This is a genomic window from Ottowia sp. VDI28 (genome assembly GCF_049532675.1).
In the GTDB taxonomy this organism is placed as follows: domain Bacteria; phylum Pseudomonadota; class Gammaproteobacteria; order Burkholderiales; family Burkholderiaceae_C; genus Ottowia.
The window spans coordinates 1967101-1994089 of the sequence record NZ_CP149820.1 but is presented as its reverse complement, the minus strand read 5'-3'; the positions used below and the strand labels follow the sequence as shown (position 1 = coordinate 1994089).

Here is a 26989-nt window from a genome sequence, read left to right as displayed (position 1 = left end):
TCTTTTCTATTGTGGAGATCGCTTTCATGCCGCACCCGCGCTTCCGACTCGGGCCAATCGCCCTGGCCACCGCGCTGACTTTGTTGCCATTGTCATTTGCCACTCCAGCCTTTTCGCAAGAGCCTTCTGCGGCCGCTTCCATCTCACTGCCCGCGCAGCCGCTGGGTACGGCCCTGAATGAACTGGCCCGGCAGGCGCGGCTGCAGCTGATGGTGCATCCCGACCTCGTGGCGGGCAAGCATGCGCCAGCCGTCTCGGGCACGCTGACCCCCAGGCAAGCGCTGGATCAACTGCTGGCCGGCAGCGGCTTGACGGCGGATCTCAAAGGGGCGGAGGTCATCATCCGCAGGACTCCGCCACCTGTTTCAAGCAACTCGGAAGCCAGCCTGCCCACCGTCACGGTGCGCGCGCAAGCCTTGCACGATGGGTCGACCGAAGGAACCGGCAGCTACACCCAGACCGGCCCGAGCCGCACTGCCACGGGCCTGGCCCTCTCGCTGCGCGAAACACCCCAGTCCGTCACGGTAATGACACGCCAGCGCATGGACGACTTCAAGCTTGATACGTTGACCGACGTCATGGAGCAAACCCCTGGCATAGGCATCTACCGCCAGGGCGATGCCACCGACTACCAGGCCCGCGGTACGGACGTCAATCTGCAAACGGATGGATTGAACCAGATCCGAAGCGGCTGGTATTACCTCACCAGCACCCTCTACTCCCTTGACGATATGGCCGAGATCGACCGTATCGAGGTTTTGAAGGGTTCTTCGGGCCTGATCGCTGGCAAAGGCAACTATGGCGCCACCGTCAACATGATCCGCAAACGGCCCACGCATGAATTTCAGGCCAGCGTGCGCGCCGACGCGGGCAGCTGGAACACCTACCGCGCTCAGGCCGATGTGAGCGGCCCCCTGAACGCGGCGGGTACGGTGCGCGGGCGCCTCGTCGCCTCAGCCTCGGACGCTGGCAGCTTCCGTGACAACCAAGGCAGTTCCGGCAAGATGCTATACGGCGCTCTGGAAGCAGATCTGTCACCCAGCACGCTCCTCAACGTGGGGGTGACCTACCGCCAGCGCGATGCGTACGGCATTGGTACCACGCAGCCGATCCAGCGCTACACCAAGGCAGGCGCTGAAGTGCCCTGGATGCCGAGATCGTTCAATACCGGCGCCGAATGGGGTGGCTACGACCAGAACTCGGTCAGCGTGTTTGGCAGCCTGGAGCAGCGCCTGGCCAACGACTGGTCTGCCACGCTCAAGTTTTCGCACGAGCAGGTGACCATGGATGACATGTTCGCGGGCTATTTCTATGATCAGGACCGCGTGAACTATGGCCGCTGGAAAAACATGAAGAGCGGCAACTGGACGGTGGCCATGGACGTCAAAGGCCCCGTCAATCTGATGGGACGCACGCACCAGCTGTTGGCAGGCGCGGGCATTTCGCGCTTTCACAGCAGCGTGCAGTTGCCGCTCCGCTCACTGACGCTGGTGCCCTTGGCCGATCTGGGAATGAGCTTTGCCCAAGGCGGTGGTTCTCTGCCCAAGCCGGACACCAGCGACTGGGAATTTGGCGACAACACCTTCAGCCAGAAGCAACGCTATGTCTATGCCGCCGGGCTTTTCCGCGTGGCGGACCCACTGCAGGTGATCGCGGGGCTGCGCGTCACCAGATTCGACGAACGCGACATCACGCCCTACTGGTGGAACTACGACATGAAGGAAAACGCCGTGTTCACGCCTTATGCGGGGCTGATCTACGAAGTGCACCCGAACGTCTCGCTCTATGCCAGCTACGCCAGCATCTTTCAGCCGCAGACCTCGCAAGATGAACAAGGCCGAACCCTCGACCCCGAACAAGGCAACACCTATGAGATCGGCGCCAAGGGCGAGTTCTTCGATAAGCGCTTGAACGCCAGCATCAGCCACTTCTGGATGCAGACCAAAAACACCGCGGAAGAAACCGGTGGCCTCACGCCCGGCGGATCCACGGCCTACCGCGCGGTTTCCGCTGCCACGCGGCGTGGCTGGGAGCTGGAACTGTCCGGGGAACTGGCCCGCGGCTGGCAGATGCAGGGCAGCCTCGTGCAGCAAAACAGCTCGCTCAACAGTGCCAGCAACTACCCCAAGTACCAGATGAAACTGGGCTCGACCTACCGCTTCAGCCGCGGCCCGCTGACGGGACTGACCGTGGGAGCCGCCGCCCGCTGGCAAGGCAAGACCTCCGTGACCAACGGCGCGGCCACGCTGGCGCAAAGCGGCTATGCCGTTTTCGACCTGATGGCGCGCTACCAGGTCAACAAAAACCTGTCACTGAGCCTGAACGTGAACAACCTGCTGGACAAACAATATATGTCCGGCATGACGAACTTCAGCGCCGTTGGCCTGTTCTATACCTGGGGCGCGCCCCGCAGCGTGAACGTCGGCATGCGCTACGACTTCTGACCGCCCCCTCCCCGTCGGGGAAGAATGAAGGTGACGGCTTCCCGGCACCGTGCCGCTCATCCCACCCGGCGATCGAGGCCGGCCCAGTACGGGTCGCGCACCGCCTTTCTCGAGATCTTTCCGTTCGGGTTCCGCGGCAACTCCGGCACGAATGAAACGGAGCGTGGCTTCTTGAAGTCCGCGAGCACTTCGCGGCAATGCCCGACGATCTCCGCCTCGGTCGCCTCGAGTCCGGGCCTCAACACGACGACGGCCTTCACGGACTCGCCCCAGACCTCATCAGGCACGCCGACGACACAGGCTTCGTAGACCGCGGGATGCTGGTACAGCGCCTGCTCGACCTCGGTCGGGTAGATGTTGAAGCCGCCGGAGATGATCATGTCCTTGCTGCGATCCACGATGTAGACGAACCCCTCTTCATCGACCTTGGCCAGATCGCCGGTCTTGAACCAGCCTTTGTCGGTGAACGATTGCGCGGTGAGTTCAGGCTCTCCCCAATACCCGGCGAAGACATCCGGGCCACGCACCACGATCTCTCCCACCTGATCGCCGCTGACCGGATTTCCCTCGGCATCGGCGACCATCAGTTGCGACAGCCCGATGGGGCGGCCACAGGAAGCCAGCCGCGATGGCATTTCGGCCAGCGCGCGCGCGTGGGAAGGTGTATCGAACAGAATAAGGCCACCCGTGGTTTCGCCACCGCCATAACCCTGCGAAAGCACCGGACCCAGCGTTTGCCAAGCCTCGCGGATCCGCGCGGGCGCCATGGGAGCGCCGCCGTAAGCGATCTGCTTGAGGCTCGTGAGCTTGTATTTGCTCACCTCGGGGCTGGTCGCCAGACGGTTGAGCATGGTGGGCACCATGAAGGTGTAGCTCGCGTGCCAGCGCTCGATGGCCGACATGAGCATGCCTGGATCGAAGCGGTCCTGGATCAGCAGCGTGCCGCCCTGGTACAGAAAGGGCTGCATGAACATGCCGCTCGCATGCGTCAGCGGGCCGCTGAGGGCGAGCACGTCGCCCGTTGTGACGCGCATGCGGTGCATGCCCACTTTCTGCAGATGTGCCAGGCGGTTGCCGACTGTCTGCATGGCGGCCTTGAGCTTGCCCGTGGAGCCGGACGTGTAGTGAAGCACCGCCAGATCCCCCGGCTGCATCTCGACGTCAGGACTCGTCTCGCTGGCCATCTGCAACAAGGTTTCGTAGTCCAGCCAGCCGCCGACCCGCGCGCCACAGGAAACGAACGCAGGCACTTCGATTCGCCCGAGAATGGACTGCACCAGCTCGCTGTGCGAGTCGCCGACGATGAAGACGCTGGGTGTGCCGTTGCTGATCACATCCACCACTTCGTTCGGCGACAGACGCGCGTTCAGCGGCATCTTCACCAGCCCGGCCTTGTACAGCGCGACTTCAATCTCCACGATGTGCGGGCGGTTGGACATCTGAAAGGCGACCCGGTCCCCTTTGCGCAGCCCCAGCCCCAACAGCGCATTCGCCAGACGGCTGGAGCGGCGGTCCAGCTCCTGGAACGTCATGACCTGATCGTTGAAGATCACGGCGGGTTGATGGGGAAAGTAGCGCGCATTGCGCGTGATGAAGCGGCCCTGGTTCACGAGGAGTCTCCTGTGCGATGAGTGGATTCACGGTGCCTGGGAATGCTAGGAACGCTTTGCAGTCCGCGCGATAAGCGATTCGCTCGAACCGATGCCGCTGCGTTATGACCCCGGCGCGAAGGGCGGTCATTCCGCTTTGTCATCGTCCCGGCATGTTTCGCTATCACGCCCGCGCCCTGAGGAGTTGAAACTGGGGCCACCAAAAATCAGGAGACGACATGAACTTCTCGAACGCTTCGCCGCGTCACGCCAACCGCAGGCAATTTCTCCAGGGATTGAGCCTGGGTGCTGCCGCCGCGCTGCCGGGTATGAGCATGGCCGCCCCCGCCTATCCGCAAGGGCCTGTGACGCTGGTCGTGCCCTTCTCCGCGGGCGGCCAGTTCGACTCGATCGGACGTATCGTCGCCAAGGCCATGGCCTCGGATCTTGGCAAGCCCATGATCGTGGAGAACGTCAGTGGCGCGGGCGGCACCATCGCGGGCGCCAGGGTGGTAAGAGCCAAGCCGGATGGCCAGACACTGCTGCTTTACGGCGGCAACCTGGCCACGGCACGGGATATCTACAAATCGCTGGACTACGATCCACTGGAGGATCTGCAGCCGGTGTCACGCCTGAGTCTGGCCCCCCATGTGATCATGGCTTCGCCGGGTAGCGGCATCAAGACATTTCAGCAGTTGCAGGAGAAAGTCAAATCCGGCGCCAAGCTGTCGTACGGCTCCCCGGGCGTGGGAACATCCATGCACCTGGCGTTCGAGCTCGTCAAGCGCCACTATCGGCTGGACATCCTGCATGTGCCCTACAAGGGCGGCGCCAATGTCATGAACGATCTGGTCTCCGGCAACATCGACCTGGCTATCATCGCGATCGGCCCGGCCCTGAGCTTCATTCAAGCCGGAAAAGTAGCGGGGCTTGGCGTGACCAGCAGGAAACGCTCCAAGGTGGCGCCAAGCATCCCCGCGCTGGCCGAAATGGGCATGAAGGATCTCGATACCGGAAGCTGGGCGGGCCTGGCCGTTCCCAAGGAGACGCCCGCCGACATCGTCGCCAGGCTGAACCAGAGCGCCGCCAAGGCGCTTTCCAGCAGCGAGGTTCACCGCATGTTCGAAAGCCAGGGCTTCTCTGCCACGCCCGGCACGCCCGAAGAGATGAAATCTTTCTCGCTACAGGACGCAAAGAGCTTCAAGGCGGTGATTGCCGATCTGAAGCTCTAAAGCTCTAAAGCTCTAAAGCTCCAAGAGTGGGTTCAATATGTCATGCCATCTCTTGCGCGCGCTCCGTCAGCACTTCAATATATCGCTGCACCAAGGGCGAAAGATAAGCCCCGCGCCGCGAGATGACACCAATGCGCCGTGGCCAAACGGCGTTGCGGAGATCAAGCGCGACCAGGCCTTGGCCCACGGCGGAACGCAGCGATTGACGAGGCATCAATCCCAGCAGGTCCGTGCGGCGCAACACGGAGGGGGCCAGCGTCATCGACGTGTCGGTCTGGAAAGCCACGTCGAGCGGCGGCAAGCCATTTTCGGCAAAACGCGCCTCGATGCGGCGGCGCGCAAGCACCTGGGTGGCGGGCAAGGCCCACTGCCAGGAAGCGAGATCCGCCAGGCTCAAGCTCTGCCTTTGCAGCAAGGGGTGATGCTCGCGCAACACCACGCACAGCTCATCGTCGAACAGCACCTGGTAATGAAGATCGTCGGGCTCGGTGTCGTCGAGGGCGTTGACTGAAATGTCCAGATCACCCAGCCTCAGCGAGTGCAGCAAGTTGTCATTCAGACTGATGGACACACGTATCTTGGCGCCGGGCCGCTGTTTGAGAAGCCGGGCGAACGCTTCGCTCACGAGGTTGTCCGCAAACGGCGGAGAAACCCCGACACGGATCGTGCCGATCGCCCCAAGATGCAGGTCCTCTGCTTCCTGTACAGCTTCATCGAGCCCCAGGCACAAATGCTTGGCACGCTCGAAAAACACGCTACCGACGGTGGTCAGCGACATCCCGCGCGAGGTGCGCTCGAAAAGCTGCAGGCCGAGACTGGCCTCGAGCCGCTGCACGCCCTTGGTGAGCGCCGGCTGCGTCACACCAAGCCGCTGTGCCGCGCGGCCGACGTGGCCTTCGGTAGCGACCGCAACGAAATAACGCAGATCGTCAGTTCTCATCCCAACCCCTCAAGCCCCTCACCATGAATGCTATTCAACACCCTTCATCGGCGGCAACGCCACCTGCTGGCGACGAACCCTTCGAAGCGGTGCGCTCGCGCCTGGACAACTATCTTAAATCCGAGCTCGTACCCCTGGAAAAAAGCCTGAGCATTGGATATGAGGACCAATTCGAGCGTTCGCTGATTCATGGCATCTGGCGGCGCTGCCGCGAGCTGGGGTTCTACGGAGCTCAACTGCCGCGGCAGCTCGGTGGGCTGGGGCTGACCATCGAGCAGCACTGCCTGCTGAAGGAAGATGCCGCGGCATCAGGGGCCATCTTGTTTCCGCACGTGCTGGGCGATTGGGGCGGCCCCTCGCGTATTGGCTCGCTGGTGAAATACCTGACACCGGAGCAAAAGAGCCACTACCTCGATCCGGTGGTCGCGGGCGAAAAAGGCATCTGCTTTGCGATGACGGAGCCACAATCCGGCTCCGACGCCGCCAGCATCCAGACGCGCGCGGTGCGGGACGGAGATCACTACATCGTCAACGGGCACAAACATTTCATCACGGCATCGACCTTCGCCGACGCGGCCATTCTCATGTGCGTGACCGATCCGGATGCCGGCAGCCAGGGCATCTCCGCGCTGTTTGTCGACCTGAACGCGCTGGGTGTGCGGCTGGACTTCGATTGCATACCGATGAGCTGTCAGTTCGTCGACGCCGACATCATCTTCGAGAACGTGCGCGTACCGGTAAGCCACCTGATCGGCGAGGAAGGCCAGGGCTTCCGCATCGCGATGAACCGCATCAATACCAACCGCTTGCTGCACTGCCCGACCATGCTGGGTCTGGCCCGGCAAGCTTACGAACACGCCCTGGCGTATGCGCAGCAGCGCAAGCAATTCGGCGGCGCGATCAGCCGCTTCCAGGCCATCCAGCACATGTTGGCCGACATGGCGACCAACCTCTATGCCTGCGAGCACATGATCCTCGCCACCGCCCGCGCGGCAGACGCGGGCCAGGACGTCCGCACCGAAGCTTCCATGTGCAAGCTCTTCGTGTCCGAACGGTGCTTCGACATCGCGGACAAGGCCGTCCAGATTCACGGCAACGTGGGGGTCACCCACAACCATCCGGTCGAATTCATCTTCCGCCGGCTGCGCATGTACCGTGTGGTCACCGGCACGAGTGAAATCCAGCGGAATACGATCGCCAAGGGAATACTGGACAAATAGAACCCAATCCCACGCGCTTCGCGGCACAATCGACTGATTCAGGAGACCCCATGCCAGCCACCATCGAGGTGGCCTGACTCTCGCCATGAACGAATCGATCGATCTAGTCACTTTGCGCGTGGTCATCAGCGCGGCGGATTTCGGCTCCATCAGTTCGGCCTGCAATCACCTCGGCCTTTCCGTGGCCGCGGCGAGCACGCGTATATCGCTGCTGGAAGACTCGCTAGGTTTTCGCATTTTCGATCGCTCGCCACGCGGGGTACATCCGACACAAGCCGGACACATGCTGCTGGAGCGCAGCCGTGCGCTGCTGTCCGATGCCGATCGGCTGGCCGCGGATCTGCAGGACTATTCGCGCGGGCTGAAAGGCCATGTGCGCGTGCTTTCCAACGCATCGGCCCTGATGGAAATCCTCCCTTCGCTGATCGAGCGCTTCACGCGGGACTATCCCCTGATCCAGATCGAGGTGGAAGAACGCGGTAGCCCGGATATTCCTCAGGCACTACTCGAAGGCCGAGTGGATGTAGGCATTCTCGATCTGCCGGTGGCGCCACCGGGCCTGCATTTCACGGATTTCTTCAATGACACGCTGGTTCTGCTGGTACCCCAAGGCCACCGACTCGCAGGGCAGCCGGAAGTAGCCTTGCGTGATGCACTCGAAGAGCCCTTCATCGGACTGGCCAATTCGACCGCTCTTTCGCTTCGCCTGCAAGGTTCGGCCAGCGCCGAAGGGCAAAAGCTGAAAGTTCGCATGCGGATGCAGAGCTTTGACGCGCAGACACGCATGATTGCGGGGGGGCTCGGCGTCGGCGTGTTGCCGCTGGAAGCCATTGGGCCACAGCTCGCACAACTTCCACTGGTCGCGATCCCGCTCACGAACAGTTGGTCGCGCCGTACGCATCGCATCGCCGTGCGCAATGACCCTGTGCCGTCGCCAGCCACCAAGACCTTCATTGATGCATTGCTTGCAAGGTAACCTCATCACCTGCCCTGAATTCCAGCCGTAGCGGGAACCTCGTCATTCGGGTTATCCCGGATTTCGTGAATGACGAAAGCCGCGTTCGGCCCAGCTTGTTGCTGCATCTCCAAGCGCTCGCCACACTTAAGGCGACGCTGAATGTTTGCGCCTTGCAGCTCACCCTGTTCCGGGGCGCCGCGCCATGGCGATTGCTTCAACGTCACCTTGGCGCCTAGACGGAGACGGCATGAAAATCACCCGCGTACACGCAACCCCCTTGAACCTGCCAGTCACGGTAGGTAGCAACGGAAAAACAAAAAGCACCTGCTTGTCGATCTGCGTGGTAGACGTGGAAACCGATACCGGCCTCGTCGGCACAGGCATGACGGCCATTACCGAGGAAGAGGTTATCGGGTCTGTCATCAATGACATCGCGGCACATGCTCTGATCGGCATGGATCCCTTGTGCCATGAAAAGGCCTGGGAGAAGCTCTACTGGCTGCTCACGCCGCGCGGCCAGTCAGGCTATGGAAGCCATGCCATCGCCGCGATCGACCTCGCGCTCTGGGATCTCAAGGGCAAGGCACTGAGCCAACCCTGCTGGCGCCTGTTGGGAGGCGCCCGGAACCAGGTACCGGTGTATGCCACCTTCGGTTTTGCTTTCTATGACCGAGATGAGCTGGCTCAGGCCGCACGCGAATGGGTGGAGCGGGGCTTCAAACGCTTGAAGATGACAGTCGGCCACCATGCGCTGCAGCGCCGTGACGAACCACGACCGCTGGATGCCGTGATCGCCGAAGACGTCCATCGAATCCGTGCTGTCCGCGAAGCCGTAGGCCCCGACGTGCAAATCTACATTGACGCCAACTGCAGTCTTGACTATTTCCATGCGCTGAAGCTCGCCAAACATGTGGAACCCTATGACATCAGCTTCTTCGAGGAGCCCGTGTCCGCCAACGATATTCCCAATCTCGCCAAACTGCGCGCCAAGACCTCCATCCCGTTGGCGGCTGGGCAGAACGAAGGCTTGGCCAGCCGCTTCCGTGACATGCTGCAAGCGCAGGCGGTGGACGTGGTTCAGCCGAACGCCTGCATCACCGGAGGTTTTACCCAGTGCGCCAAGATCGCCGGCCTGGCACAGGCGTTCAACACGCGCTTTGCCAATGGCGGCGCTTGGCCACATCACAACATGCACCTGCACGGCGGCCTGGCCAACGGATCCCTGGTGGAATACCACTTCGTGGCGGTAGAGGCATGCAAGCAAGTCTTCGATGATCTCCCTGAACCAGACAAAGGCATCCTCACGCTGCCCGAAAAGCCTGGCCTGGGTTTCGCCCCCAATCGGGAACGCATGGCCGAGTTGGCCAAGCTGCCGGGCTCACGCGGTGTGGGTAAGGCATGAGCGCGATGCCCATGACCGAAGAGCATGTGATTCCGATTGAGCTACTGCTGGCCACCACTGCCAAGGTGCTGGCTTCCGCGGTGTTTGTCTCTGGACGAGAACCTGCCGAGGCCTTTGCGCATAGCGCTCCTTCAGCGTTGCATGCGAATCAGCTCCCTGATGTGTTGCGGCAACATGCACGCTGGGCGCTGGACCGCCCTGGACGACGTGTCGATATTCAACTAAGCATGACCCCGGAAGTGGCTGCCCAACTGGTCGCCGCGCACCGTGCCGCGTATCCGGGGTTCGAAACAGACTGGGAGGGCGAGGAACGCCGACTTGCCACGCTCGGGAATCTGAAGGGTTCGGCCCAGTATGTGCCCGATCAAGGCTGCCTGATTTTGCCGCGAGATGGCGACCGCTCAGTCGTCTTCGAACCCATCCAGCTGCGCCGAGGCCCGAGGCCAATGAGCAACTGGTGCGGCGCTCATCGACCTCTGCCCGCGGTGCAACAGGTCATCGAGGCCGCACTCGGTGACAAGGACGCCCACCATGCGGCCCTGCTGGTCATCCGAGGAGGCGATATCGTGGGCGAAGGCTACGCTGCCGGCCTGTCGGGCGATCAGCCGCTGGAGAGCTGGTCGATGGGAAAGAGCGTCATGTCCACGCTTATTGGCCAGTTGGTCGGTTCAGGCGCGCTCGCACTGGACGCGCCCGCGCCCGTGCCTGCCTGGCAGGCCCCAGGCGATCCGCGCGCACAGATCACCCTGCGGCATCTGCTGAATATGTCGAGCGGCTTGCGCTGCACCGGGCAGGATGACCCGCGCAGCAGTTGGCGGGACGGTTTGCCGGAACATTTCCTGCCTTATACCCAGGCACTGGACGTGGAACAGTTCGCCACAAACAGGCCTGCCGAGCATCCACCTGCGACCGTGGGCCGCTACCGCAACTGCGATACGCTGACACTGGCCACGATCTTTCACAGCACCGTGCGCTCGCTTGGCAGTAATCCGCTGACTTGGCCTCAGGCGACCCTGTTCGATCGTGTGGGCATGCATGGACTGATACAGGAACCGGATCGCGCGGGACGCTTCATCGCAAGTGGTTTCAACTACGGCACGGCCCGCGACTGGGCGCGCCTCGGACTGCTTTATTTGCGTGGCGGCCTCTGGCAAGGAGATCGCGTCTTGCCGGAGGAATGGACCCGTTTCGTCCGCGCTCCCGCGCCTGCCTGGAAGCAAGGCCAGTATGGTGGACAGTTCTGGATCAACAGCATCGGGGAATTCCCGCTCCCACCCGATACCTTCTACATGGCGGGTGGCGGCGGCCAGTATGTGTTCATCGCGCCCTCCATCGATACCGTCATCGTCCGCATGGGTCACTCGTGCGGCTGGGTCAATGCCAAGAACAAGGTGAACGAAGCGCTCGGCGCACTCCTTCCCGTATTGAGCTTGGAGACCGCATGACCCGGTACTTCCCCTCCGCAAACGAGTGGGCGCAGGTGGCACCCGAAGCCACGGGTATGTCTGCCGATCGCCTGCGGGATGCCATCGAGTTCGCTCAGGCCTCGGAGTGCGACTGGCCGAAAAGCCTGTACCTGTCCGATGGCCGCTATGTCGGCACGGCGCACGTCAACGATCAGCCTCCGCATGACCAACCGATTGGCATCGTGCGCCCACGCGGAGGCACCAGCGGCTTGGTCACGCGCGGTGGCCGCATCGTGGCCGAATGGGGAGATACCGTCCGGCCAGACACCACCTTCTCGGCAGCCAAAAGCTACCTGAGCCTCCTTGCGGGTATCGCATACGACGACGGGCTCATCCGTTCGCTCGACGATTGCGTAGGCGATGCCATGCCGCCGGAGGATGAAGGATTCCGCTCCCCGCACAATGCCCTGATCACATGGCGTCACCTTCTGCAGCAAACGAGCGAATGGCAAGGCACTCTGTGGGGCAAGCCCGATAGCGTGGACCATCACCGCCAGGCGGGCCCTCGCGATAGCGACGCCAACAGCCGCAAAGGCCAACCCCGCGAACTCGAAGCGCCCGGAACGCGCTTCGAGTACAACGACGTGCGCGTCAACCGCTGTGCGCTATCACTCACGCGCCTCTTCGGCTGCGGCTTGGACGAAGTGCTTCGCGAGCGCATCATGACCCCCATCGGTGCTTCTGGCGATTGGGAATGGCACGGCTACGACAATGCCTATGTAGACATCGGCGGCCGGCAAATCCCTTCTGTTTCCGGAGGAGGCCATTGGGGTGCCGGTCTTTTCATCTCCACGCGCGATCATGCCCGCATGGGCCTGCTGGTGGCGCGGGGCGGAGAATGGGCCGGCGAGCAGATCATCTCTCGTGAATACCTCGCAGAGATGACACGTCCCTGCACGGTGAACCGCCAATATGGATTCATGTGGTGGCTCAACACGGACCGCGCGCTTTTCCCTTCGATTTCAGGCCAGGCGGTGCTGGCCATTGGCGGAGGTCAACACGTGATCTGGACTGATGCGGAGCAAGACCTCGTGGCCGTACTGCGCTGGACCGACCGGTCCCGATGCGATGCACTGCTTGGACGAATCGCCGGCGCACGGCACTAAAACTACCCAGGAGACAACAGCATGATCAATCGCAGAACCTTCCAAGGCAGCGCCATCGCCGCTGCGACCGCGCTTCTTTCACCTTCCGGATTCGCCCAGCAGGCAAAAACCGGCGGCACATTAACCTATGCCGCAGGCGTCGATGCGCAAACGCTGGATCCGCAGTTCATCACTGACATCCCCACCTTTCGCGTGGCGGGCGCTATACACGAAGCGCTCACTGCCCAGGATGCCGATGGCAAGATCGGCCCGGGACTGGCGATTTCCTGGTCGGTATCGGACGATAAGCGCACCTGGACTTTCAAGCTGCGTCCTGGTGTGCTTTTCCACGATGGCACGCCGTTCAACGCGGAAGCAGTGAAGTTCACCTACGAGCGCCTTCTCAACCCCGCTACCGGCTCGCCCCGGCGCAGTACGCTGGCGGCGGTGGAATCAATGGAAGTGGTGAATGACCTCACGTTCCGCATTACCACCAAAGAGCCGTTCGCTCCTCTGCTCGCGCAATTAAGTGCCTACAACGTCTACATCCTCAGTCCCACACAGGTAAAAAAGGCCGGGGACAACATCAAGCGGGCACCCGTCGGCACTGGGCCTTTCAAGCTCAAGAGCTGGCAACCCGGCGAGCAGATCACGCTTGAACGTAACGACAAATACTGGGGCGACAAACCGAAGCTCGACCAGGTGATCTTCAAGGTGGTGCCCGAAGACTCCGCCCGCACCCTGATGCTGCTGAGCGGCCAGGCCGACGTGGTTTCCGGTGTGCCAAGCGTCATGGTCAAGCGCCTGCAATCGAACGACAAGGTGCACGTGATCCGACGCACCGGCTATCGCACTATCTACCTCGGCATGAACCTCGCGGTCAAACCGTTCGACGATGTGCGCGTGCGGCAAGCCGTGGCCCACGCCCTTAACAAGCCCGCGCTGGTGCAAGGCGTCCTGAGTGGCATCGGCACGCTGGGCGGCTCCTATGAGTCCACCGTGATCATTGGCCACGATAAATCGCTGCAACCCTACGCCTACGATGTCGCCAAGGCCAAGAAGCTGCTGGCCGAGGCAGGCTACCCGAACGGTTTCAGCACCGAATTCTTCGTGCCCACCGGCCTCTACAACATGGATCGGCAACTGGGCGAAGCCATTCAGGCCCAACTCGCGGCGGTCGGCATCCAGGCGAAGATCCAGGCTCCTGAGATCAGCACCTATCTGACCACGCTGTCCCAGGCCAAGGCGCCGATGTTCATCGGAGGCAAGGGCAGCCCGACCGGAGACATGGACTTCACGCAGACCTTGTCCAACGGAAGCACAGGCCGCATGAACCACTTCAACTTCAAGAACAATGAAGTGGACCAGTTGATTCTCAAGCAACGCGTCACTGTGGATCCGGAACAGCGCCGCAAAGTGCTGGACGATCTCCAGAGGGCCGTGTACCGGGAAGCCCCTCACGTTACTCTCTACTACGAGGACCAGCTCTGGGCCACGCGCAGCAACATTCACGATGTGCAGGTTTACGTGAACGAGTTCGTGAATTTCAGAAAAGCCTGGAAGGGCTAACCCCTTTATGCTCCGCTTCCTGATCCACCGACTGCTGCAAGCGCTGCCGGTTCTGTTCGGCGTTTCGGTGGGCGTATTCCTCATGGTTCACCTTATTCCCGGGGATCCAGCGGAACTGATCGCCGGCCAGATGGCCACGCATGAAGACGTGGAGAACGTGCGCCGGTCGCTCGGGCTCGACCAACCACTGATCCAGCAGTACCTTGCCTTCGTGGGCAATGCCCTTACCGGGGACTTCGGCATTTCCTTCCGCACGCGCAGGCCGGTGCTCGAGGAAATCGGACTGCGCTATGGCAACACCCTGCTGCTGGGTGGCGTGGCCTTGCTGATCGCGGCAGTGGTTGGCAGCCTGGCGGGCATCGTCTCGGCGGTAAAGCGCTTTTCCTGGATAGACAACTTGTCGCTGGTCCTCTCGATTCTGGCGGTGTCGATGCCGGCCTTCTCGTTGGGCCTGCTGCTGATTCTGGTGTTTTCTGTTTGGTACAACGTGCTGCCGATGTCGGGCTTTGATTCGTGGAGCGCCATCATCCTGCCAGCCGTCACGCTGTCGGCGGCCAGCATGGCGGTGATCAGCAGGGTCATGCGCACAAGCCTGGTGGAAGTGATGGAGAACCAATATGTACGCACGGCCCGGGCGAAGGGCTTGCGCGAAACGCTGGTGGTCTGGCGCCACGGCGTGCGCAATGCGATCATCCCCGTGGTCACCGTGGCAGGCCTGCAACTGGGTTACCTTCTCGGCTCAGCGGTGGTCACCGAGACCGTCTTCGCATGGCCTGGCCTTGGACGCCTGTTGGTGCAGTCCATCCTGGCGCGTGATTTTCCTGTGGTGCAGGCAGCGGTCCTCATCGTGGCCGTGACCTTTGTGCTCGTGAACATTCTCACAGACCTTCTATATGGACTGCTCGATCCGAGGATTTCAGTCCAATGAGCACGACCATCGCCACCACTCGCCGTGAGCACTGGCGCGCCGGCTGGAAACAGTTTCGGCGCTCGCGCCTGGCCCTGCCCGGCCTCGTGCTGCTCCTGCTGTTCGTGATCGCGGGTTTACTCGCCCCCGTCATCGCTCCCTACGCCCCGGACGCGACCGATCTGGCCAACGTGATGAGCCCACCCTCTGCCGAGCATTGGTTCGGCACGGACGAGTTGGGCCGCGACATCTTCACCCGTATTCTGTATGGCGCGCGCATCTCCCTGATGGAGGGTTTGCTCTCCGTGGGTATCGCATTTCTGATCGGCGTTCCGCTCGGCGTGTTCGCGGGCTATGCGGGGCGCAAGACCGACGCCGTGCTGATGCGTCTGCTCGACGTGTTGATGGCCTTCCCTGGTGTGCTGCTGGCCATCGTGATCATCAGCATCTTGGGCCCAAGCCTGATCAACGCCATCATTGCCGTTGCGGTCTACACCATTCCCATTTTCGCGCGCTTCGCCCGCGGCTCCACGTTGGCACTGAAGGAGGAGCCTTATATCGAGGCCTGCCGCGCCATCGGCATGAGCGATCTGCGGATCCTGGCACGCCACGTGTTTCCCAACATCGCGGCGCCCCTCTTCGCGCTTGCCACACTGCGTGTGGGCATCGCCATTCTGACCTGCGCCAGCATCAGCTTCCTGGGTCTCGGCGCACAGGCCCCGCTGCCCGAATGGGGTGCCATGCTGGCCTCCAGCCGCACCGCGCTGCTGATCGCGCCCCATCTGGCTGTGTTTCCAGGGCTCGCGATCATCTTGCTGGTGTTCAGCCTCAACCTCTTCCAGGACGGCCTGCAGCTGGTTCTGGATCCGAAAGCGCGTGGCCGATGAACCAAGACTCCGACTTGTTGCTGAGCATCGAAGGCCTGCGCACGGTCTTTACCACGGATAGCGGGGATCTTGCCGTCCTCGATGGCGTGGATCTGGCCGTGCGCCGCGGCCGCACACTGGGCATCGTGGGTGAGAGCGGATGCGGAAAGTCCATGCTGTCGCTCTCAATAATGGGACTCGTGCCTCGGCCGGGCCGTATCGCCTCGGGGCGCATCGCCTTCGATGGCCTGGATCTAGCCAAACTCACCGCGCCACAGATGCGCGAGTTGCGCGGCAAACGCATGGCCATGATTTTTCAAGAGCCGATGACCAGCCTGAATCCCTCCTATACCGTGGGCTTTCAGATTGTCGAGGCCATGCGCGCGCATGAACCGGGCGCCTCGGCGGCTGCCCTGAAGGCACGCGCCATCCAGGCGCTCGATCAGGTCCGTATTCCGGATCCCGCCCGGCGGTTTGACGACTACCCCCATCAAATGTCCGGCGGCATGCGCCAGAGGGTCATGATCGCGATGGCGTTGAGCTGCTCCCCTGATCTGCTGATCGCCGACGAACCGACCACCGCCCTGGATGTGACGGTACAGGCCCAGGTATTGCAACTGCTCAAGGAAATCCAGCGCGACACCGGCATGGCGATCATCTTCATCACGCACGATCTGGGCGTGGTCGCCAGCGTGGCCGATGAAGTGGCCGTGATGTATGCCGGGCGGGTGATGGAACGCGCATCCGTCTCGGACATCTTCGAAGACCCTCAGCATCCCTACACGCTGGGCTTGCTGGGAAGCATCCCGCGTATCGAGGAAACCCGCGACCGGCTCCTGTCGATCGAGGGAACGCTGCCGCCACCGGGCAACCTCCCGGCGGGCTGCCGCTTCCATCCGCGCTGCGCATTCCGTGCCGAAGCCTGCTCGCGGCAGGACCCGGCTCTGCTGGAGGTGGCCCCTATGCACCACGCCGCCTGCATCCGCGCGCCCGTGGAAACCTTTGTCTCTGCATCCATGGAAAAGTCCGCATGAATCCGGCTGAAAAGATGCTTCAGGAACAGCCATTGCTCGAGGTCCAGGATATTGGCAAGCAATTCGGCACCGGCGGCAGCCTGTTGGCCGGAGGAAGCCGTAAGGTACGGGCGGTCGATGGCGTGAGCTTCAGCGTGTGGCGCGGAGAGACGCTGGGCCTCGTGGGTGAAAGCGGTTCGGGGAAATCCACCACGGCGCGCCTCGTGCTGCGCCTGATAGATCCGACCGCCGGCCGCATCCGTTTTGGCGGTATGGACATCACCACCTTGTCCCAACGCGAGCTTCGGCCTCTGCGGCGGCGCATGCAGATGGTGTTCCAGGATCCCTTTGCCTCACTCGATCCGCGGATGACAGTGCGGCAGACACTGGAAGAGCCTCTCATTGCCCATGGCTTGGGCAACGCCGCCAGCCGGCGCGCGCGCGTGGACGAACTGCTGGAACTGGTCAAGCTCTCCAGCCAGCATGGCATGCGCTACCCGCACGAATTCTCCGGGGGCCAGCGCCAGCGTGTCGGCATTGCCCGCGCACTGGCGCTGGAGCCTGATCTCATCGTCTGCGACGAGGCCGTCTCGGCACTGGACGTATCCATCCAGGCACAAGTCATCAACCTGTTGAAGGAGTTGCAGGCGAGACTGGAGTTGTCATACTTGTTCATCGCGCACGACCTGGCGGTAGTCAAGCACATTGCCGACCGCGTGGCAGTCATGTATCTGGGGCGCCTGATGGAAATCGCGCCCAAGGATGCCCTGTTCGCCCATCCGCGCCACCCCTATACAAGGATGCTGCTCGCGGCGGTCCCTGCACCCCATCCCGATGCGCAGCGATCGCCGGCCGATGTACGGGGCGATCTGCCGAGCCCGTCGAATCCGCTCAACGGCTGCCCGTTCCATACGCGATGCCCTTTTGTCATCGAGCGTTGCCGCTCCGAAGTGCCCGCGCTGCTGCCCAGCGAGCCTGCGCACCTGACCGCGTGCCATCGGCAGGACGAACTACCCGAGTGGCAACCAGTGGCTGTGCCTCAGGCCTCTCTCAAGACGCGGCAGCGGCTCGCGCTCTACGCTGAGCGCCGCAGCGAAAACTCCGCGCGCGTGGAGTGATCAACGCCGATGAGCGCTATCGCCTTCCATTGACGCCGCGCGTACTGGCCGCAACGGAACGCAGGATGGCCAGCAACTGCATGGTCTGCTCGGATACCCGGGGTTCGCTCCGCGTCATGATGCCCACCGGCGAGGCGTGCCAATCGAAATCAACGGCCAAGCGTTGTAAGCCTGCGGACATGGTACCTGAGGCGAGCATCGAGGTGGGCAGGAATCCGATCAGATCGGAGGTCGACACTACCGCGGGAATGGCCAACATGGAATATGAATGTATCCGGGCCAGCGGTGTGATCAGGCCCGCCGCACGCAGCGACGCCGCGATCTGCTGATAAAAACTGGTGTCTTCCGCTGGAAGTATCCAGCCCGCCTGCAACAATTGCTCCAGACTCAGCCGGCTGCGGCGTCCGAGCGGATGCTGGGCACACGCAATAACACCCGCCCCATCAAGCAGCAGCGTCTCGCGGTCCAGGTCCGTGGCTTCGCCGGCATCCGGCAAGCGGCCGACGAAAACGTCTATTCGGCGATGACGCAGGTGCTCCAGCAGAGTCTCCCGCGGCCCTTCCATCAACACCACCTGCGTATCGGGTGACTGCTGCGCAAAGCGCCCCAGGGCCACGGCCAGCAAGCCGGCGGAGGTCACCGCCATGCTGCCCACGCGCAGCACCGACGTCTCCTCCCGAGTCGCCATCGCCAACTCCTGTGCCGCGATATTCAGATCCACCCCAAAAGCCGCCGCCAGACGCAGCATCACATGGCCAGGCGGGGTCGGCTCCAGGCCACGCCGATGACGGGTGAACAGCGGCATGCCCAACTTGTTCTCGACTTCGCGCAGTTGCTGGCTCAAGGCTGGCTGAGTGATCTGCAATGCCATTGCGGCGCGGGTCAGCGTGCCGGCAGACTTGATGGCCAGCAAAGCTCGGAGCTCGCTCATGGTGACGCGGCGCAACAACTGGGCGGCGGCTTGTGATTCGAGGGTTTTCACAAGCTCATCATAAGCAAAACCTTATCCCTCATCAGAAACAAACCGCGCTCCGGGTTGGTGAATTACTAGACTTTTGCCATCACTACTGCTCGAAGCGAATCCGCCAATGAAGCCTCAGAACCTGCTGGTCATCATGTCCGACGAGCACAGCCGGAAGATCCTCGGCTGCCATGGAAACTCCGTTGTTCAAACACCTCATCTGGATGCGCTGGCCAGCCGCGGCACGCGCTTCACTGACGCCTACACCAGCAGCCCCATCTGCGTGCCCGCACGCGCCGCTTTCGCTGTCGGCAAGTATGTGCACCAGATCGGCTTCTGGGACAACGCCGATCCCTATGATGGCTCGGCCACCAGTTGGCACCATATCCTGCGTGACCGCGGGCACAACGTGACCTCCATCGGCAAATTGCACTTTCGCAGCACTGATGAAGACAACGGCTTCTCGGAAGAAATCCTGCCGATGCACGTAGTGGACAAGAAAGGCGATCTGATCGGCTTGCTGCGCGATCCCATTGCCGCGCGCGGACACGCCAAAAAACTCGCCGCCACGGCCGGCCCAGGCGAATCGACATACACGACCTACGACCGCGCCATCGCAGCACAGGCACAGATCTGGCTGCGCGAAAAGGCCAGACTCCATACCGGCAAACCATGGGTGTTGTTCGTATCATTCGTTGCACCGCACTTTCCGCTGACCGCACCACCTGAGCACTACTATCGCTATGCCGACCAGCAGTTGCCGCTGCCCAAGCTCCACCAGCGCCCAGGAGCCCACAGCCATCCTTACGTACGAGACTACGCTTCGTGCATAGACTACGGCGCGTACTTCGAGGACGATCGCCATATACACCGCGCCTTGGCTTCGTACTATGGGCTCTGCAGCTTCCTTGACGAGCAGATTGGAAAGGTATTGGACGCGTTGCGCGCCGCCGGCCTGGAATCCAGCACGCGCATCGTCTATACCAGCGACCACGGAGACAACCTCGGAGCCAGGGGCCTCTGGGGCAAGTCGACCATGTACGAGGAATCCGCCGGCTGCCCGATGATCGTTGCCGGCGAGGGAATTCCCAAGGACTACGTCTGCACCACTCCAGTAGGCCATATCGACGTGTTCCCATTCATTCTCGACGCGGTAGGAGAATCCAGCAGCGAATTGATGCATGACCGCCACGGGGTTTCGCTGGAACGCCTGGCGCATGGTGAAGTGCCCGGCCGCCATCTCCTGATCGAATATCACGCGACTGGTTCCGTAGCTGGCGCCTTTGCCGTTCGCCACGGGAGGTTCAAGTACGTGCACTACATCGCCCACCCGCCTGAGCTGTTCGATCTCGAGAGCGACCCCGAAGAGCTGAACAACCTTGCAAGTGATCCCGGCCATGAGGCCGTACGCCTGGCGTGCGAAGGGGCGCTGCGTGCGATCTGCGATCCGGAAGCCGTCGAGCGCCGTGCCAAGACTCGGCAGGAAGAAATCATTCAAGAAAACGGGGGACGGGCAGCCATTGTCGAGCGAGGCGACTTTGGCAACACACCAGCCCCCGGAGAGTCAGCACGCTTTTATTGAACAGTGAAACAAGTGTCCTGAGAACGCGAACGCGTTCTTGGAGACCCATTACAGGAGACAAACATGAAACGCTGGATCTTGACGGCCCTGACCACGCTGACCTGCCTTGCTGCGCCTCAAGCGTGGCCGCAAGTGCCGAGCTACCCTACCAAGCCAATCCGTATGGTGTTGCCTTACGCGGCCGGTGGTGGCCTTGATGGCATCACGCGCCTGGTGGCACAAGCCATGTCAGAGAAATTGGGGCAATCGATCGTCGTGGAAAACAAAGGCGGTGCCGGAGGAATGATTGGCGCAGAAGCCGTAGCCAAAGCCACTCCGGATGGATACACATTGCTGATGGCTGGGAATCCGGAACTGGTCATCAACCCGACCTTGATGCCCGGCGCGCGCTACGACGTCACGCGAGATTTCATCCCCATCATGCTGGTGGCGGAATCACCTAACGTTCTGGTGGCGCAGACGGGATTCAACATCAACCTGCGTGAAATCGCCAATGGCGCGCAACACGCCGATGCTCCGCTGACGGTAGGCACGCCCGGCCAAGGGTCGCCGCAACACTTGACAGTGGCGGTACTCAAGAGCAAAAGCAAGCTGGACCTCATTCACATCCCCTATAAGGGTGCCGGTCCCGCCGTGATCGATGTTCTGGGTGGGCAAGTACGGCTGGCGCTGACAGGCGCACCACCGCTGATTCCACACATCAAATCCGGCAAACTCAAAGCCATTGCCGTTACTCAACCCAAGCGCAGCGAACTGCTGCCTGACATCCCGACTCTTGAAGAAGCCCTGGGTGTCACCGGCATGGACAACTACAGCACCTGGTACGGCCTTCTGGCTCCAGCACAAACACCGCCAGTGGTAGTGGAAGCCCTGCAGAAGTCCGTTAGCGCAGCCTTGGCCCGGCCCGATATCAAAGCCAAGATCAACGAGATGGGCTCCGAAGTCGTCGCCTTGCCCGCAGCTGCGTTCGCCGAGCGCATCAAGCGAGAGCATAAGCGCTACGAAGACATCATCCGCCGATTCAATATCAAGGCTGAATAAGCGCGCAGTACCATGCTCCATCCTGTCGATTCAGCCAGCTGCCCCAGCATCCCCGAAACCGCCTTGGCCTCATTGCGGGCCCTTCTCGGCGACCGCTTCAGCACCGCACCCGGTATTCGTGAACACCATGGGCGAGACGAGTCTCCTTTCCCCTTGACCGCTCCGGACGCCGTGGCGCTTGCCCGCAGCGCGGAAGAAATCTCAGCACTCATGAAAATCGCGAATGCGCACCGCATTCCGGTGATTCCCTACGGCGCGGGGTCTTCAGTAGAAGGGCAGATCCTGGCAGTTAGAGGAGGCATCTCGCTGGATCTGAGCCAGATGGACCGCATCGTCCAAGTGAACGCGGACGATATGACCGCCACCGTGCAAGCCGGAGTTCGGCGGCTGGCCTTGAATGAAGCTGTTCGGCATGCCGGCCTCTTCTTCCCTGTGGATCCAGGCGCCGATGCCACTCTGGGAGGCATGTGCGCCACTCGGGCCAGTGGCACCAACGCTGTGCGCTACGGCACGATGCGTGAAAACGTGCTGGCATTGACGGTCGTTCTTGCTGACGGACGGGTGCTGCGCCTGGGAACGCGGGCGCGCAAATCCAGCGCAGGTTACGACCTGACACGGCTCATGCTGGGCAGCGAGGGCACGCTGGGTGTCATCACGGAGGTCACCCTGCGTCTCCATCCTCTGCCAACCGCCGTCTCCGCCGCAGTTTGCGCTTTTCCGACCGTGCAGCAAGCCGTACGGACCGCGATCGAAATCATGCAAAGCGGTATCCCCATCGCACGTTGCGAATTGCTCGACACCAATGCTGTCCGCGCCGTCAACCGCCATGACCAACTCCAACTGCGCGAGGCGCCCATGCTGCTGATGGAGTTTCATGGCTCGGACACAGCCGTCCAGGAACAGGCACAGATGGTCGAAGAACTGGCGGAAGACAATAACGGTGAAAGGTTTGAGTGGGCGACGACACCAGAGACGCGCTCGCGGCTATGGACCGCCAGGCACCATGCTTACCTGGCTGCCTTGCAGACGCGCCCAGGTTGCCGCAGCGTCACCACCGACGCATGTGTCCCCATCTCCGAGCTGGCCTGCAACATTGATCATGCCGTGGCCGACGCCGAAGCTGCAGGCATTCCCTACTTTATCGTCGGCCACGTGGGCGATGGCAACTTCCACATGGGCTACTTGATTGATCCCTCACTGGAAAATGAACGGGCGGTAGCCGAGCAATTGAATCGCGAACTGGTCCGGCGGGCCATAGCGTCTGGAGGCACCTGCACCGGAGAACATGGTATTGGCCTGCACAAAATGGACTTTCTCATCGAAGAGGCCGGGCTGGATCCCGTGCAGGTCATGGCGTCGATCAAGCGCGTGATGGATCCAAACAATGTGTTGAATCCAGGGAAGATTTTTGCCCTGGCCCTTGACTGATCCGGAATCACGAGAAACGCACGACTCGCTGGAAGCACCTCCATTACCCGGGAAGTAATTGAGAAGACCGCAGCTTGGTTGCACCATGGGAACCGCCTGACCAAGGCAGTTCATCAACCCCAGGAGAAAACCATGACCAATGCCACGCAAATCGCCCAGAACTACATTGCCGCCTGGAACGAGACGGATGCGGCTCAGCGCCAACGCCTCGTCCTGGACCACTGGGCCAAGGATGCCATCTATATCGACCCCATGATGCAAGCTGCCGGCCACGAGCAGATCGCCGGCCTGATGGGGGCGGTGCATGAGCGCTTTCCAGGCTTTCGCTTCACGCTCGATGGAAATCCGGATGGCTATGGAGACAAGATCCGCTTCTCCTGGATGCTCGGCCCGCAATCGGAACCCGACATGATCAAGGGAACAGACTTCGCGGTCGTGGAAAACGGAAGGCTCAAATCGGTGACGGGCTTTCTGGACAAAGTCCCGGCCGGAGCTTGAAAGATCAGACCCCGGAGATCAAGCAACGCCTCTACAACCCTCCCTTTGGCCGGCGGATGGCGCGCACTTTGCCGCTGCCTCCGCCGCCGCAGAAGAAGCGGCCGGCGCCATCGGATTCCAATCCTGAAACACCTGTGCCTGCCGGCATCTCGAGTTGCTCCAGGACTTCGCCTGTGGCGGGATCGATGCGCCTGACATCGCTTTCATCCCCTTCCCAGGTGCCATGCCAAAGCTCGCCATCGATCCACGTGACGCCGGTGACCAGGCGGTTGGATTCAATGGTTCGCAGGACCTTTCCTGTCTCTGGATCGATCTGGCAGATTCTGCGGTCGCGGTACTGCCCCACCCAGAGAAAGCCATCGGACCAGGCAAGCCCTGAATCGTTACCATGACCAGGCGCCGGGATGACGGCCAGCACATGCCCTGTCCTCGCGTCGATCTTCTGGATGCGGTCTTCGGCGAGTTGGAAGAAGTGCTTGCCATCAAAGGCCGTTCCGGCATCCGCCGTAACGTCGAAAACCTGCACGGTCTCGCCCGTATCAGGGTCGAGCGCGTGGAGTTTTTCTCCGGATGCGAACCAGACATGCCGGCCATCGAAAGTCAGGCCATGGACATTGGTCACGCCCGGGAAAGGGCCGTATTCGCGGATGATTTCAGCTTGAGAATGTTTCATGGGAAGATGCCTTCTCGCTTTTCAAAGAACATGCTCTTAGCCTAACCGTCCTGGCAGCGGACCGGGGAGTAACAATGTTGTCGGGAACCCCGGCCCTTGCGGAGCCACCCAGCGCCGCGCCGGGCCTCGCCCGAAAGACTGCGCCTTGCCTGCCGCCGCCAGTTGCTCAAGCGACCGTTGCACGGTACGCGGACTTGCGCCAAGCGCAATGGACAGCGCAGAGCTGGACCACGCCTCCCCATCGTGGAGCAAGGCCAGCGTCGCCGCATTCGGCTCATCGGCGGGCGGTGCCAGCACCACCAGCCTTCTCGCTTCACGCGGCACCAGCAAAAAACCTCGTTTCGTCGCCCTCACCTCCGCGAGCTCGCGAAGTTCCGAACGCAGGCGGCCCATTTCAACCCGCAGCCGCGCGCGGTGCGAGTCATCGGTCTCCTTCGCGCGAAATGCCCCCAGAAGAAGCGCCTCTCTCGGTACATCATCAGGCCACCCCTCGCCCAGAAGACGAGCCAGCGCAAACAGAATCGGCCGCGTCGCCAACGAAATCACCGTGCCCGTCCGGCGCACGACGTGACGGCATGCGTCGATCACGAGATCGCCCGACGCCAGCAGCGCTTCGACCTCCTCAAGCAAGACAAGACGCGCCTCCCCGCCGGCGATCAGGCGTGCCGCCGGCGTGCGAAGAACACGGGATGCGTGCTGCACTTCAGCCGTCAGGGCAGGATGGCCTGCCTCCCGTGCGGCCTCTTGCGCGCGGACGAAGGCGGCGCGCGCTTGCCCGGTCTTGATCCGGCGTATGGCGAGCCCCGCAGTAGTCAATTCGTAGGCGGCCCGCAGCGCGGGCGGCAGGTGCGACGGCTCGTGCGCCCAGAGCATCTGCTCCGCCTCTTCCAGCCGGCCGACCAGAAGCAGCCGGCGGGCGGCAAGATGCCGTGCATGGGCGGCATTCACGGTATCGCCATGCGCTGCCAGCGTGCCCCGTGCCGTCTCAAGCGCGGCTTCCGGCCAACCCAGATCCCGGGAGACCAATGCGATCTCGGCTTCCGCTACCACGCAGCGCGCACGCGCCACCCGTTCCTTCTGTCCGAAACCGCGCGCCGCGGTCTTGAGCAGTAACTTGGCCCGCTCCAGCTCTCCGAGTTGCGCCATCGCAATGCCACGCAGCGCCAACGCCGGCGGGTCTTCGCGCAGAGCGACGCGATTGAGCACACCAATGAGATCGCCCTGAGCGAGTGCTCGCGCGGCAGCAGTGATCAGTGAATCCATGGTGAGTTAGAAATAATCACGCCATATTTGTCACTCACCCTTTTTCGGGTCAGCCCCTAGCATTCTTTCACGTGAAAGCCAATCCACCACGAAAGGAGCCAGATGATGACCACGCACGCCACCAACGCCCCGGGCAACGCTTCCGAAAGCATCGACAAGCACCGCATCGTCTCGCGGGACGAGTGGCTTGCCGAGAGGCGTCTCCTGCTGGCGCGGGAAAAGGAGCTGACGCGCCTGCGCGACCAGCTCGCCGCACAGCGCCGAGCCCTGCCATGGGTTCGCGTCGAGAGAAACTATATCTTCGGCACGCCTGACGGCCAACGTTCGCTCGCCGATCTGTTCGACGGTCGCAGCCAGTTGCTGGTGCAGCACTTCATGCTTGCACCCGGCTGGGAGCAAGGGTGCCCGAGCTGTTCCTTCATGGCGGACCACACCGATGGCATGCTGGTGCACCTGGCCCATCGCGAAGTCACGCTGGTGGCCGTCTCCCGCGCGGAATTGCCGGAGATCGAGCGCTTCCGCCAGCGCATGGGTTGGCGCTTCAATTGGGTCTCCTCGAATGGCAGCAGCTTCAACTACGATTTTCGCGTCAGCTTCACACCGGAAGAAGTCAGCAGAGGAAATCTCGATTACAACTACGGCCACTGGCCCTACTCATATGAGGAGTGGCCCGGCATCAGCGCCTTCCTCAAGAACGAAGCCGGAGAGATTTTCCACACCTATTCGACCTATGGCCGTGGTGTGGAAGCCATGATGGGCACCTACAGCATGCTTGATCTCGTACCCAAAGGCCGCGACGAGAAAGACGTGGAACACAAAATGGAGTGGGTGCGCCACCATGACCGCTATGAGCCCACTGCCACCAGGAAAACCAAGGGCAGTTCAGTCGCGGAGCTTTTTGCCACCTTCAATGGAGGGTGTTGTCATTGACCACGAGGCAGCTCTCGCTCAATGCCAACCTTCTATAAGTAAACAGTGAGCGCGGTTTCTTCGCCGTCAGGACCTTTCCGAAAGCGCATGGCCACCGCCTCTTTCTCGGCGGTGCTCAGCCGGCGCCAGATCGAATCCCGATCATTCTGTGGGTGATTAGCGATATAGAACTGGGTGGTGAGCTCCCGGCCTTGATGAAAAACTTTGGCGTGTATATGCGGCGTCCGTCCGGGGTAAGGCACGGGTTTGATGGTGCGGAAGCGAAAAGCCCCTTCAGCATCTGCGATGGCATAACCAAAGCCCTGAAAATGAGGGTCGCGGACCGCCGAATTGGCATCGCTGGTGTGCAGGTAGCGGCCATTGGTGTCGACCTGCCAGATTTCGATGCGAGCACCCGATGCCGGTAATTTGCCTTCCGCAAACACCTTGCCCTTCAGGTGGATGATTTCACCGCCCGCTTCTTGCACAGCGCCGCTGACCCGCACGAGGTCATTGTCTTGGTCCGTGCCCCGCATGGACTGGCTTGGATAGTAGGGGCCCTCCGTCTGGCGTGGCGTTCGCGTTTGTGCAAAGGCTTGTGAGAACGGCTTGAGCCAGAGAGCCAAGCCTGAAATCGTTGCAAAGAACCCGCGTCTTTCCAGCTTCATCCGTTTCCCCTGGAGGCAGTCAACAGACCGTAGGACCCTGGTCCTCTTCAAGAGTTCAGGCTGAGGTGATGGAAAGGATGGAGCGCAATTAAAAAAACCCTGTAGATTCTTGATCTACAGGGTTTTTCAATGCTTGCTTGAACGCTTTTGTGAACCG

General features: G+C 61.8%; 23 protein-coding genes. 17 read left to right on the top strand and 6 right to left on the bottom strand.

All coding sequences use genetic code 11. The annotated features are described in order from the left end of the window. Positions 1-26: 26 nt before the first annotated feature. Complete coding sequence (locus WJU18_RS09505) at positions 27-2444, top strand: TonB-dependent siderophore receptor (RefSeq protein WP_423459835.1); 2418 nt, start codon at positions 27-29, stop codon at positions 2442-2444. A 56-nt stretch (positions 2445-2500) separates the two neighbouring features. Here WJU18_RS09505 and WJU18_RS09500 read toward each other — a convergent pair whose 3' ends face one another. Then, a complete protein-coding gene (locus WJU18_RS09500; protein ID WP_423459834.1) occupies positions 2501-4054 on the bottom strand; it encodes an AMP-binding protein in 1554 nt (517 codons plus the stop codon). 218 nt (positions 4055-4272) lie between these two features. On the opposite strand from WJU18_RS09500, the gene WJU18_RS09495 reads away from it, so the two are divergent. Further along, entirely contained in the window at positions 4273-5265 is a 993-nt protein-coding gene (locus WJU18_RS09495; RefSeq protein ID WP_423459833.1) for a Bug family tripartite tricarboxylate transporter substrate binding protein, read from the top strand. 40 nt (positions 5266-5305) lie between these two features. On the opposite strand, the gene WJU18_RS09490 is transcribed toward WJU18_RS09495, so the two are convergent. Next, positions 5306-6205 carry a LysR family transcriptional regulator gene (locus tag WJU18_RS09490; protein ID WP_423459832.1) on the bottom strand — a complete coding sequence of 300 codons (900 nt, stop codon included), beginning with the start codon at positions 6203-6205 and terminating at the stop codon, positions 5306-5308. A gap of 23 nt (positions 6206-6228) precedes the next feature. Here WJU18_RS09490 and WJU18_RS09485 point away from each other — a divergent pair, with 23 nt between their 5' ends. The 10 genes from WJU18_RS09485 (at position 6229) to WJU18_RS09440 (ending at position 17809) form a co-directional block, all read left to right on the top strand. After that, entirely contained in the window at positions 6229-7425 is a 1197-nt protein-coding gene (locus WJU18_RS09485) for an acyl-CoA dehydrogenase family protein (RefSeq protein ID WP_423459831.1), read from the top strand. 85 nt (positions 7426-7510) lie between these two features. Beyond that, positions 7511-8401 carry a LysR family transcriptional regulator gene (locus WJU18_RS09480; protein ID WP_423459830.1) on the top strand — a complete coding sequence of 297 codons (891 nt, stop codon included), beginning with the start codon at positions 7511-7513 and terminating at the stop codon, positions 8399-8401. A gap of 229 nt (positions 8402-8630) precedes the next feature. After that, entirely contained in the window at positions 8631-9785 is a 1155-nt protein-coding gene (locus WJU18_RS09475; RefSeq protein WP_423459829.1) for a mandelate racemase/muconate lactonizing enzyme family protein, read from the top strand. A gap of 11 nt (positions 9786-9796) precedes the next feature. Next, the gene (locus tag WJU18_RS09470) at positions 9797-11230 is read left to right on the top strand and encodes a serine hydrolase domain-containing protein (RefSeq protein ID WP_423459828.1); all 1434 of its coding nucleotides are present in this window, start codon (positions 9797-9799) and stop codon (positions 11228-11230) included. Continuing rightward, positions 11227-12357 (top strand): serine hydrolase domain-containing protein, encoded by a 1131-nt coding sequence (locus WJU18_RS09465; RefSeq protein ID WP_423459827.1) that lies wholly within the window; start codon positions 11227-11229, stop codon positions 12355-12357. The genes WJU18_RS09470 and WJU18_RS09465 overlap by 4 nt, the downstream gene beginning before the upstream one ends. A 21-nt stretch (positions 12358-12378) precedes the next feature. Continuing rightward, positions 12379-13905, top strand: coding sequence for an ABC transporter substrate-binding protein (locus WJU18_RS09460; RefSeq protein WP_423459826.1), 1527 nt, complete (start codon positions 12379-12381; stop codon positions 13903-13905). Between the two features lie 7 nt (positions 13906-13912). Next, positions 13913-14833, top strand: a complete 921-nt coding sequence (locus WJU18_RS09455; RefSeq protein ID WP_423459825.1) for an ABC transporter permease — start codon at positions 13913-13915, stop codon at positions 14831-14833. Continuing rightward, on the top strand, positions 14830-15699 hold the full coding sequence (locus tag WJU18_RS09450; RefSeq protein WP_423459824.1) for an ABC transporter permease: 870 nt from the start codon (positions 14830-14832) through the stop codon (positions 15697-15699). The genes WJU18_RS09455 and WJU18_RS09450 overlap by 4 nt, the downstream gene beginning before the upstream one ends. After that, on the top strand, positions 15696-16712 hold the full coding sequence (locus WJU18_RS09445; RefSeq protein ID WP_423459823.1) for an ABC transporter ATP-binding protein: 1017 nt from the start codon (positions 15696-15698) through the stop codon (positions 16710-16712). Before WJU18_RS09450 ends, WJU18_RS09445 begins: the two co-directional genes overlap by 4 nt. Continuing rightward, positions 16709-17809 (top strand): ABC transporter ATP-binding protein, encoded by a 1101-nt coding sequence (locus tag WJU18_RS09440; protein ID WP_423459822.1) that lies wholly within the window; start codon positions 16709-16711, stop codon positions 17807-17809. The genes WJU18_RS09445 and WJU18_RS09440 overlap by 4 nt, the downstream gene beginning before the upstream one ends. Before the next feature lie 16 nt (positions 17810-17825). On the opposite strand, the gene WJU18_RS09435 is transcribed toward WJU18_RS09440, so the two are convergent. Continuing rightward, entirely contained in the window at positions 17826-18791 is a 966-nt protein-coding gene (locus tag WJU18_RS09435; RefSeq protein ID WP_423459821.1) for a LysR substrate-binding domain-containing protein, read from the bottom strand. 106 nt (positions 18792-18897) lie between these two features. Between WJU18_RS09435 and WJU18_RS09430 the strand changes: the two genes are divergently transcribed. The 4 genes from WJU18_RS09430 to WJU18_RS09415 all read left to right on the top strand — a co-directional run bounded on the left by WJU18_RS09430 (position 18898) and on the right by WJU18_RS09415 (position 23319). Next, positions 18898-20352, top strand: a complete 1455-nt coding sequence (locus WJU18_RS09430; protein ID WP_423459820.1) for a sulfatase-like hydrolase/transferase — start codon at positions 18898-18900, stop codon at positions 20350-20352. A gap of 63 nt (positions 20353-20415) precedes the next feature. Next, complete coding sequence (locus WJU18_RS09425; protein WP_423459819.1) at positions 20416-21393, top strand: Bug family tripartite tricarboxylate transporter substrate binding protein; 978 nt, start codon at positions 20416-20418, stop codon at positions 21391-21393. Positions 21394-21405: 12 nt separating this feature from the next. Continuing rightward, entirely contained in the window at positions 21406-22821 is a 1416-nt protein-coding gene (locus tag WJU18_RS09420) for an FAD-binding oxidoreductase (protein WP_423459818.1), read from the top strand. Between the two features lie 132 nt (positions 22822-22953). Then, positions 22954-23319 (top strand): nuclear transport factor 2 family protein, encoded by a 366-nt coding sequence (locus WJU18_RS09415; RefSeq protein ID WP_423459817.1) that lies wholly within the window; start codon positions 22954-22956, stop codon positions 23317-23319. Positions 23320-23350: 31 nt separating this feature from the next. Here the strand turns inward: WJU18_RS09415 and WJU18_RS09410 are convergent, their stop codons facing one another. Continuing rightward, positions 23351-23992: a PQQ-binding-like beta-propeller repeat protein gene (locus WJU18_RS09410; protein ID WP_423459816.1), complete on the bottom strand. Its 642-nt coding sequence runs from the start codon at positions 23990-23992 to the stop codon at positions 23351-23353. A 36-nt stretch (positions 23993-24028) separates the two neighbouring features. Further along, entirely contained in the window at positions 24029-25255 is a 1227-nt protein-coding gene (locus WJU18_RS09405; RefSeq protein WP_423459815.1) for a helix-turn-helix domain-containing protein, read from the bottom strand. 105 nt (positions 25256-25360) lie between these two features. Here WJU18_RS09405 and WJU18_RS09400 point away from each other — a divergent pair, with 105 nt between their 5' ends. Beyond that, positions 25361-26185, top strand: coding sequence for a DUF899 domain-containing protein (locus WJU18_RS09400; protein ID WP_423460968.1), 825 nt, complete (start codon positions 25361-25363; stop codon positions 26183-26185). A 32-nt stretch (positions 26186-26217) separates the two neighbouring features. Here the strand turns inward: WJU18_RS09400 and WJU18_RS09395 are convergent, their stop codons facing one another. Further along, positions 26218-26832 (bottom strand): intradiol ring-cleavage dioxygenase, encoded by a 615-nt coding sequence (locus WJU18_RS09395; protein ID WP_423459814.1) that lies wholly within the window; start codon positions 26830-26832, stop codon positions 26218-26220. Between the last annotated feature and the right edge of the window lie 157 nt (positions 26833-26989).

Bases quoted from the DNA above. Each gene is read 5' to 3' on its own strand.
- WJU18_RS09505 (WP_423459835.1), top strand. From the start codon at position 27: ATGCCGCACCCGCGCTTCCGACTCGGGCCAATCGCCCTGGCCACCGCG.
- WJU18_RS09495 (WP_423459833.1), top strand. From the start codon at position 4,273: ATGAACTTCTCGAACGCTTCGCCGCGTCACGCCAACCGCAGGCAATTT.
- WJU18_RS09490 (WP_423459832.1), bottom strand. From the start codon at position 6,205: ATGAGAACTGACGATCTGCGTTATTTCGTTGCGGTCGCTACCGAAGGC.
- WJU18_RS09485 (WP_423459831.1), top strand. From the start codon at position 6,229: ATGAATGCTATTCAACACCCTTCATCGGCGGCAACGCCACCTGCTGGC.
- WJU18_RS09480 (WP_423459830.1), top strand. From the start codon at position 7,511: ATGAACGAATCGATCGATCTAGTCACTTTGCGCGTGGTCATCAGCGCG.
- WJU18_RS09475 (WP_423459829.1), top strand. From the start codon at position 8,631: ATGAAAATCACCCGCGTACACGCAACCCCCTTGAACCTGCCAGTCACG.
- WJU18_RS09470 (WP_423459828.1), top strand. From the start codon at position 9,797: ATGACCGAAGAGCATGTGATTCCGATTGAGCTACTGCTGGCCACCACT.
- WJU18_RS09465 (WP_423459827.1), top strand. From the start codon at position 11,227: ATGACCCGGTACTTCCCCTCCGCAAACGAGTGGGCGCAGGTGGCACCC.
- WJU18_RS09460 (WP_423459826.1), top strand. From the start codon at position 12,379: ATGATCAATCGCAGAACCTTCCAAGGCAGCGCCATCGCCGCTGCGACC.
- WJU18_RS09455 (WP_423459825.1), top strand. From the start codon at position 13,913: ATGCTCCGCTTCCTGATCCACCGACTGCTGCAAGCGCTGCCGGTTCTG.
- WJU18_RS09450 (WP_423459824.1), top strand. From the start codon at position 14,830: ATGAGCACGACCATCGCCACCACTCGCCGTGAGCACTGGCGCGCCGGC.
- WJU18_RS09445 (WP_423459823.1), top strand. From the start codon at position 15,696: ATGAACCAAGACTCCGACTTGTTGCTGAGCATCGAAGGCCTGCGCACG.
- WJU18_RS09440 (WP_423459822.1), top strand. From the start codon at position 16,709: ATGAATCCGGCTGAAAAGATGCTTCAGGAACAGCCATTGCTCGAGGTC.
- WJU18_RS09430 (WP_423459820.1), top strand. From the start codon at position 18,898: ATGAAGCCTCAGAACCTGCTGGTCATCATGTCCGACGAGCACAGCCGG.
- WJU18_RS09425 (WP_423459819.1), top strand. From the start codon at position 20,416: ATGAAACGCTGGATCTTGACGGCCCTGACCACGCTGACCTGCCTTGCT.
- WJU18_RS09420 (WP_423459818.1), top strand. From the start codon at position 21,406: ATGCTCCATCCTGTCGATTCAGCCAGCTGCCCCAGCATCCCCGAAACC.
- WJU18_RS09415 (WP_423459817.1), top strand. From the start codon at position 22,954: ATGACCAATGCCACGCAAATCGCCCAGAACTACATTGCCGCCTGGAAC.
- WJU18_RS09410 (WP_423459816.1), bottom strand. From the start codon at position 23,992: ATGAAACATTCTCAAGCTGAAATCATCCGCGAATACGGCCCTTTCCCG.
- WJU18_RS09405 (WP_423459815.1), bottom strand. From the start codon at position 25,255: ATGGATTCACTGATCACTGCTGCCGCGCGAGCACTCGCTCAGGGCGAT.
- WJU18_RS09400 (WP_423460968.1), top strand. From the start codon at position 25,361: ATGACCACGCACGCCACCAACGCCCCGGGCAACGCTTCCGAAAGCATC.
- WJU18_RS09395 (WP_423459814.1), bottom strand. From the start codon at position 26,832: ATGAAGCTGGAAAGACGCGGGTTCTTTGCAACGATTTCAGGCTTGGCT.